This is a genomic window from Nostoc cf. edaphicum LEGE 07299 (assembly GCF_015207245.1).
Taxonomy (GTDB): Bacteria; Cyanobacteriota; Cyanobacteriia; order Cyanobacteriales; family Nostocaceae; genus Nostoc; species Nostoc edaphicum_B.
The window spans coordinates 1-7,636 of record NZ_JADEXF010000128.1 but is presented as its reverse complement, the minus strand read 5'-3'; the positions used below and the strand labels follow the sequence as shown (position 1 = coordinate 7,636).

The following is a 7,636-nucleotide window of genomic DNA, read 5'->3' as shown; positions in this document are numbered from 1 at the left end:
CAGTACACAGTGTAATATACAAAACTTATCTCACGGTTGATGGTTAACAAATAAATTAGTCTGAACTCCGATTGACATTTTGTCTTACCAAACGTAAGATTATCTTACTAAACGTAATATAGTGTGCTGCACTATGACCCCAGAAAATGTAAAGGTCAAGCTGATAGAAGTGTTTCAAGAAATGCAGACTGATTGCGGGTATCAAGGGCAACCAATTACGGGAACAACCTGTCCTTTCAATGATTTAGGGTGGTTTGACAGTTATCTATGTCTTGCTGCTATTACTATGCTGTCTACTGAACTGAATGTAGACATTCCAAACGATGTAAACATTTTTCTTTCAGAGGATGGCACGCAGCGACTCACTATCAACGAATCAGTTGATGTAGTTTGTGAAATCGTCAGTAAAGGGAATCAAAAGAGATGACTGAACTAAAAGACAAAAAAGCAATTATCGCTTCTCGCATTCGGGAAGCGCGTAAAATGGCTGGTCTCTCTCAGGCACAAGTAGCTAAAATTCTTGGACTGCATCGACCCTCTGTTTCTGAAATAGAGGCCGGGAACAGAAATGCTTCTGCTGAAGAGATAGCAAAACTTGCAGAAATTTTTGATGTAAGTGTGTCATGGCTATTTGCTGAGGGTGTGGATAAAGTCGATATTCATGACAATAAACTTCAGCTTGCTGCTCGGGAACTCCAAAAGCTGAAACCAGAAGATTTAGACCGACTGTTAATATTACTTGCTTCAATGCGAACAGGGAGAGACAACCTGTGATTAGTAATATTAGTTACTTTGATACCAAGTGTAGGAAAAAATCTGTGGCTAATCAGAAGCAAGAATTGGCTAAACAGGCCATGCGTAAATCAATCGAAATTCGGACAAAAGCTGGTTTAGACCTCAAAAGTCCAATTTGTATCTATAACTTATGCGACAAACTTAACGTTAAAGTTCGATTTGTTGACATCAGTATGGAAGGTATGTATCTAAAAGAAAATGAACCACAAATATTACTTTCCGCGTTACGTCCTTTTACTAGGCGTAACTTTACCTGCGGTCATGAACTCGGACATCACGTTTTTGGACACAGTTCAACCATTGATGAACTGATAAAGGATTCGGAAAAATCTAAACCTTTTTATCCTGACGAGTTTCTGGTTGACTCCTTTGCAGCTTTCTTACTCATGCCGACTTTGGGCGTAAGAAAAGCATTTACTTCTCGTGGCTGGGATATTTCTTCAGCAACACCAGTTCAGATTTTCACAGTTGCCTGTAGTTTTGGTGTTGGGTACGAGACTCTGATCAATCACATGACTTATGCGCTAGAAATTATTAATCGCACCAAAGCTGAGTTACTTCTCAAATTTACACCCAAATCTATCCGCCAAGAAGTTATTGGTTTTTCATCAACAGAGCCGTTAATTATTGCTGATAAAGATTGGTCAATGACTACACTTGATGCTGAGGTTGGAAGTTATCTTCTTCTACCAAGCACAGCAGAAGCAACGAATGAAACTATTAATTTCCAAGAAAATCACCCACAAGGTCGTCTCTTTCGAGCTAACCGTCCTGGGATTGTGCGTGTCTACTGTCCTGATGCTGATTGGGCAGTTCTTGTGCGGATTTCTCGTTATCAGTTTGTTGGATTAAGTCAATATCGCCACCTTGAGGAGATGGAAGATGAGTAATAGTACGCCTCTCCTTATTGATGAAACAAACCTTTCTTATGCTTGGTGTCGTGCATTCCTGCACATTATCGATCATCCTGGCAATGAAATTTCACCACTAATAATAAGCTTAACAGGCTTTAACAAAGGTATTCCCAACGAAGATCAATCTATTCGACATGCACTAGATAACTGCCTTAAAAATAACAGCGAACAAAGTATCCACACAGTTGCAAATACAATTTTCCCTGGTTCTTTATGGAGGCATTCTAAATATGACCGGAAAAAATTCTTTGAAACTTACATTGATACTTTGCCAAGAATTAAGGCTCTTGCTAAGTCTAAAAATAGACGTGGACTTTATTTTGAAAGGTTAATTGCTTTTGGTTCAGAATCACATCATTTCAACCAGCTAGAACACATTATTTCTGAGTACACATCGCGCCCAAATGTTAGAAAAAGTATGCTTCAAGCTTCAATTTTTGATCCTGCACAAGATCATGTTTGTGATCCATACCTTCCTTTTCCTTGTCTGCAACACGTCAGTTTTGTGCCTAACAATGAAGACAAAACTCTTGTTATCAATGCTTTCTATGCCACTCAACAGCTTATTAATAAAGCCTACGGTAACTACTTGGGGCTATGCAGATTGGGATATTTTATGGCTCATGAAATGGGATTGATACTTGACCGGATGAACTGCTTTGTAGGTGTAGAAAAATTACAGAAAATTGGTACAAAAACAATTGGTAAAAAATCGCCAATTCTCACTCCAGTTATAGATGCTGCTAGAAATACAACTAGTAAGTGGCAAACATAAAAATAGATAAAATATATCTTTTGTTTGCGTAGATAAGCTTAACAAAAGCTTTTTACGGACAAGAGTCATTCACTAATTTAGGGAAACAGAGATGTTTCTTAAGAGAAATAAAATGGTAACAAAACGTCAGAAACAGTCCAGCGAAAATACTGGGCAGGACAAACAATTAAGTCTTGATATTGGCAACAGTGGCGAAAAAGCAATCTCATCACCAGTCATTATTTCACATATTTCACCCATAAAGCCTACAGTTGTATTCAATACTTATTGGCAGTTCGCTGCGGAACGACAAAAGATTTTTTTCAAAAAACTAGAAAATGCACCAATGCCTTGGACTGATGATCCAATTCTTTCTACATACAAGTTTACAAACGCTTATCGTGCAAGTGATCGTACAAGCCAGTATTTAATACGCAATGTTATCTATCGGGATGATCTACCATCTTCAATCAATGAAGTATTCTTTAGAATTATCCTCTTCAAGATTTTTAACAAAATTGAAACTTGGGAGCTTCTAGAAAATAATATTGGTCACATTACTTATGCTGACTATTCATTTGAACGCTACGATAAAATTCTCACAGAAACCATGCAGTCAGGTCAGACCATCTATTCTGCGGCCTATATCATGCCATCGGGTGGTAAAACATTTGGATATACTACAAAACATCGCAATAATCTTAAGTTGATTGAGAAGATGATGGCGGATAATCTGCCACAGAAACTCGCAGAGTCACGAAATATGCACCAGGGTTTCGATTTACTACATAGTTATCCAACTATTGGCGATTTTTTGGCATATCAGTTTATAACTGATGTTAACTATAGCGAGATTACTAACTATAGCGAGATGGCATTTGTCGTTCCTGGGCCTGGTGCGCTTGATGGTATCCGCAAATGTTTTCTTGATTTAGGAGGCTTAAACGAACCAGAAATTATTAAATTTATGGCAGAGCGACAAGAATTAGAATTTGAGAGGTTAGGACTCAATTATCAGTCACTTTGGGGACGTAAACTGCAATTAATTGACTGCCAAAATCTATTTTGTGAGGTAGATAAATATTCTCGGATGAAACACCCTGAAATATCAGGAATATCAGGAAGAACTCGTATAAAGCAAAAGTATTCAGTTAACGTACAACCAATTAGTTATTGGTATCCACCAAAATGGAAAATTAACCAAACTATAGAAGAATATACAAAAATTCAAGCTTCTGGACGGTCTAAATCTAATTAGAATCTCAGGGTAAGGAGTGAATGATGGATTTTTCTGCATATCAACAACAAGCACTGAAAACAGATCAAGTTCCTGCTAAAAATGGAGATGGAATAGTAGTTCCTCTGCTGGGTTTAGTAGGCGAGGCTGGCTCACTCCTGACTGAATATAAAAAACATCTTCGAGATAAAGATGCCCATAAACTTTTCAAAGATTGTGTTGCGGAAGAGTTAGGAGATTTACTTTGGTATGTTGCTAACGTAGCAAGTAAGTTTGATCTGGATTTAACAGAAATTGCACAAAGTAATTTGAATAAATGTCGTGACCGTTGGGGAAGAAGAGATTTAGCACAAACAGATGGTGAAAATACAGCATACCTATTTGATAATGACTTTCCAGAATACGAGCGTTTTCCACGAAAAATTGAAATAAATATTACTGAAGAAACCGAAGATAACTCAGTAAAAGTGAGAGCATTTATCAATGGTAAACAAATTGGAAATTACCTCACTGATAACTCATATTCCAGTGATGGCTACCGCTTTCATGATGTTTTTCATTTGTCGTATGTTGCCGTTTTAGGTTGGTCGCCAGTTATTCGGAGTAGCCTAAAACTTAAGCGAAAAAGCAATCCCCGCACCGACGAAGTTGAAGATGGCGGTCGGGCAGTAGCTATTGAAGAAGGCATATCAGCACTCGCGTTTAGCTATGCCAAAGATCACGGGTTTTTGGAAGGAATTTCAGAGATAGATGAACAACTATTGAAGATCATTAAAAATATGACTCTCGATTTAGAAGTTTCTATGTGTTCACTTGGTGATTGGGAGAAGGCAATTTGTATGGGCTATGAAGTCTGGCGACAAATAGAGAAAAATCGAGGGGGTATAGTCGTTATTGATATGGATGCAAGTTTTATAGGTTATCAAGCAAAATAAATCTAGAAACAGAGTGATAGGAAAAATATCATGTAAGAGGCTGAGGCAATGGAAATAGAGATTAAAATAGAGTTAGTAAAGGTAGAGTTTACTTGATTAGGAGGTTCTATGATGAATTTACAAGAAATTATTAATTCTATTGAAAGTTTGCCTACAGAAGAACGGGACTATTTATTTGAGGTTATCCGTAAAAAAAATGAGGAATCTAGAAGGGATCATTTTTGGGAGGGATTACAAAAATTTAGAAAAGTAATCCAAAATGAGGGGATTATCTTTACTGATGATGATTTCGCTGACTTACGAGAGCGCAGTGTGGTCAGAGAAATTTATCCGTGAGCTTGAAATACTTACTTGATACCAATATTCTCAAGAGAGTCAGCACGTCCTATTCATAAAATGAGAAAAATAACTTGTGAAAGTTTTGTTAGATACTAATATCATTATTAGTGAATTTGGATTTTAGACTGAAATCAAATATACAATCCAAAATCCAAAACTATCAGTCAATTTTATCTGATTAAGTTAACTTGAATAACCTGCTAACACTAAGAATTGTTGGTAGTAAATCTTTAGCCGACGCTCGATGACTCGCTACCGCTGGGCTATCAACGCCTCTCTTGATAGACATCTCTAAATCCAGCATCATAGTTACTGCCTTAGCTAAAGCATTGATGCTTGTATTTGCTACCTCCTGACGCAAATAGTAAATGCGATTAGGATTGCTGATACTGCACAGTTGAGCTAATTCACTATCTTTCTTAATCCCAGAAACAATCGCAGACTTAACCCACAGCCAAGTTCTAAACTGCGTTAGGAGAGTAGCAATAATCACCATTAATGGTTCCGAGCGTGACAGTAAATCATCCAGCAGGTGCAAAACTTGATTGCTTTCTCCTTGGCGAATAGCAGATGCCAGTTGTAGGCTATTCTGAGTCTGACATGGCACTAATTCTTTTACTTCTGCAAGCTCAAGTTGTCTGCCCTTACCATAAATATACAGTTTGCGTAACTCTGTGGCTGCACGGGTCATGTCGTTACCAATTGCTTCTGCTAGATATTCCACTGCACCCTTTGACAGCACCAGCTTAATTTTTTTAGCCTGAGTAGCGATGCCTGCGGCGAGCTTCGCTAACGCCTTTTCAATCAAATCAGTACGCCAAGGTGGTATCAATGGAAACTCAAACAACTTGGCATACTTGACAAGATGTTTGTAAATCTTCAGGCGCTTATCTACATTAGTGGCGACAAACACCAGAATTGTGAATTCAGGCACTTGAACAAGCTGCTGCAAAGTTTCCAGCTCAGTATCACCCCACTGCTTGAGGTGGCAATTTTCGACAATCACCAGTTTTTTACCACCAGTCAGGGAACGAGTGCGAGCTACACTGATAGCTTGGTCAAGGCGATCGGCTGGAAATCGGTGATAGCAAAGTGTGAGCCATTGGGCATCAATCTCTGCTTTGTATTGGTTCAGCTGTTCCTGGATAGCGTGTTGGTCATCACCTGTCAGCAAGACAATCATGCTTTTACCCTCCCATTACTGCTCTTGTTGGCAGTTTTAATTAACACAGTCATTGGTTGTTGACTTTGGGTAGCTCGTTGCAGCATTTTAGCGATCGCTTCTTTACTACTCTCAAACTTATTCAGGTAAGCTGGTGTAACCTCTAAAATCGCCTTGTCACCTTGCAATTTAACGAGATTTGCATGAGCCAACAGCTTTTGATTGCTGGGTTTAGCTGTATCCATCACAGAAAGCCAAATTTGAGCCAGGTTAGCGGTATTGGCTGCAACTGCTGGTAACAATTTGCTATCATGCCCTTTGTCATTTACAGGTTTAACAGTTAGCGTCTTGGTTGCACTGACAGGCAATAAACTGGGTATCAGGTTCAGTAAGCAAACTTCTAGCCACACAGCAGCATTTACTGTGTACCGAAGATAGTTTTCTGCTTTTTGTAACTCTGCTAGGGACAAGTTAAGCGTCTCGAAGTTCCAGTGATTTGCTAAAACCTTGAGTTGAGCATAGCTAACACAACCAGTTAGCAGGGATTGCTCTTTGGGTGCAGACTTGATAATCAATAAATCTCGGTATGTTTGCAGTAAGTTGGAGAGAATCAATTTGGGCGTTTTACCAGAGTCCACTAGAAGTCTTGCTACTTGCAGCAAGTTAAAGGTGTTGTTAGTGGAAATTGCCTGTAAAATTGACATTAATTCTGTTTCTGTCACACCACCAGCGATTTCCATGACATGATTGGCAGTAATATCTTCATCTAAAAGACTCACCTGACCCAGTAATTGCAGTGCATCTCTGAGTCCACCATCGCTGAGTCGAGCGATCGCTGTTAGTGCCTCCTCATCAATAGAGATAGATTCTGCATCTGCTACAATACCGAGGTGCTGCACAATTGCCTGAATAGACAAAGTGCGGAAATTAAACACCTGACAACGGCTGACAATGGTAGGTAACACCTTGTGCAGTTCTGTTGTGCAGAGAATGAAAACAACATGAGGTGGCGGTTCTTCAATACACTTAAGTAAAGCATTGAAGGCGTTACCAGTTAGACAATGGCACTCATCAAGAATAAAAATTCGGTAACGTCCTGCAACAGGTGCTAAGGTACTGCGCTCAATTAAAGCACGGGCATCATCTACACCATTATTAGAAGCAGCATCAATTTCACTGACATCTAGGCTATTACTGGTTTCAATTGAACGGCAGGATTGACAAATACCACAAGGTTGGTCAGTTGGTTTTTTAGTGTTGAGGCAATTGAGAGATTTAGCAAATATCCTAGCAGTTGATGTTTTACCTGTGCCTCTAGAACCTGTGAATAAATAAGCTGGTGCAATTTGCAGGTATTTTACAGCATTAGTCAGAGCAGTTTTAATGTAGGGCTGTTCAACTAATTCGGCTATTGTCTGGGGTCGATATTTTTGATGTAGGGCGACTGTAGACATAGGATTCATTAACCTTAATTTGTAGCCCTTACCCCTGTTAAGGGGG

Annotated in this window: 9 protein-coding genes; 7 read left to right on the top strand and 2 right to left on the bottom strand. The window is 39.0% G+C overall.

Features of this window, described 5'->3' with window-relative positions; translation table 11 throughout:
* Positions 1–133 precede the first annotated feature (133 nt).
* From IQ229_RS05760 to IQ229_RS05730, 7 genes are all read left to right on the top strand, one after another.
* Entirely contained in the window at positions 134–427 is a 294-nt protein-coding gene (locus IQ229_RS05760) for a hypothetical protein (RefSeq protein ID WP_162398227.1), read from the top strand.
* Entirely contained in the window at positions 424–774 is a 351-nt protein-coding gene (locus IQ229_RS05755) for a helix-turn-helix domain-containing protein (RefSeq protein ID WP_162398228.1), read from the top strand. Before IQ229_RS05760 ends, IQ229_RS05755 begins: the two co-directional genes overlap by 4 nt.
* Before the next feature lie 44 nt (positions 775–818).
* Positions 819–1,685, top strand: coding sequence for an ImmA/IrrE family metallo-endopeptidase (locus IQ229_RS05750; protein ID WP_202928730.1), 867 nt, complete (start codon positions 819–821; stop codon positions 1,683–1,685).
* A complete protein-coding gene (locus IQ229_RS05745; protein WP_162398229.1) occupies positions 1,678–2,484 on the top strand; it encodes a thymidylate synthase family protein in 807 nt (268 codons plus the stop codon). The genes IQ229_RS05750 and IQ229_RS05745 overlap by 8 nt, the downstream gene beginning before the upstream one ends.
* Positions 2,485–2,596: 112 nt before the next feature.
* Positions 2,597–3,721 carry a nucleotide kinase domain-containing protein gene (locus tag IQ229_RS05740; protein WP_162398230.1) on the top strand — a complete coding sequence of 375 codons (1,125 nt, stop codon included), beginning with the start codon at positions 2,597–2,599 and terminating at the stop codon, positions 3,719–3,721.
* 20 nt (positions 3,722–3,741) lie between these two features.
* Complete coding sequence (locus IQ229_RS05735) at positions 3,742–4,635, top strand: nucleoside triphosphate pyrophosphohydrolase family protein (protein ID WP_228013192.1); 894 nt, start codon at positions 3,742–3,744, stop codon at positions 4,633–4,635.
* Between the two features lie 108 nt (positions 4,636–4,743).
* Complete coding sequence (locus IQ229_RS05730; RefSeq protein WP_228013190.1) at positions 4,744–4,971, top strand: hypothetical protein; 228 nt, start codon at positions 4,744–4,746, stop codon at positions 4,969–4,971.
* Between the two features lie 181 nt (positions 4,972–5,152).
* Here the strand turns inward: IQ229_RS05730 and holA are convergent, their stop codons facing one another.
* Complete coding sequence (gene holA / locus IQ229_RS05725; RefSeq protein WP_162398232.1) at positions 5,153–6,157, bottom strand: DNA polymerase III subunit delta; 1,005 nt, start codon at positions 6,155–6,157, stop codon at positions 5,153–5,155.
* A partial coding sequence (gene dnaX, locus IQ229_RS05720; RefSeq protein ID WP_322743945.1) for a DNA polymerase III subunit gamma/tau occupies positions 6,154–7,636 on the bottom strand: 1,483 nt, incomplete at its 5' end. The genes dnaX and holA, both read right to left, overlap by 4 nt.

Bases quoted from the DNA above. Each gene is read 5' to 3' on its own strand.
- IQ229_RS05740 (WP_162398230.1), top strand. From the start codon at position 2,597: ATGGTAACAAAACGTCAGAAACAGTCCAGCGAAAATACTGGGCAGGAC.
- holA (WP_162398232.1), bottom strand. From the start codon at position 6,157: ATGATTGTCTTGCTGACAGGTGATGACCAACACGCTATCCAGGAACAG.
- IQ229_RS05745 (WP_162398229.1), top strand. From the start codon at position 1,678: ATGAGTAATAGTACGCCTCTCCTTATTGATGAAACAAACCTTTCTTAT.
- IQ229_RS05760 (WP_162398227.1), top strand. From the start codon at position 134: ATGACCCCAGAAAATGTAAAGGTCAAGCTGATAGAAGTGTTTCAAGAA.
- IQ229_RS05735 (WP_228013192.1), top strand. From the start codon at position 3,742: ATGATGGATTTTTCTGCATATCAACAACAAGCACTGAAAACAGATCAA.
- IQ229_RS05730 (WP_228013190.1), top strand. From the start codon at position 4,744: ATGATGAATTTACAAGAAATTATTAATTCTATTGAAAGTTTGCCTACA.
- IQ229_RS05755 (WP_162398228.1), top strand. From the start codon at position 424: ATGACTGAACTAAAAGACAAAAAAGCAATTATCGCTTCTCGCATTCGG.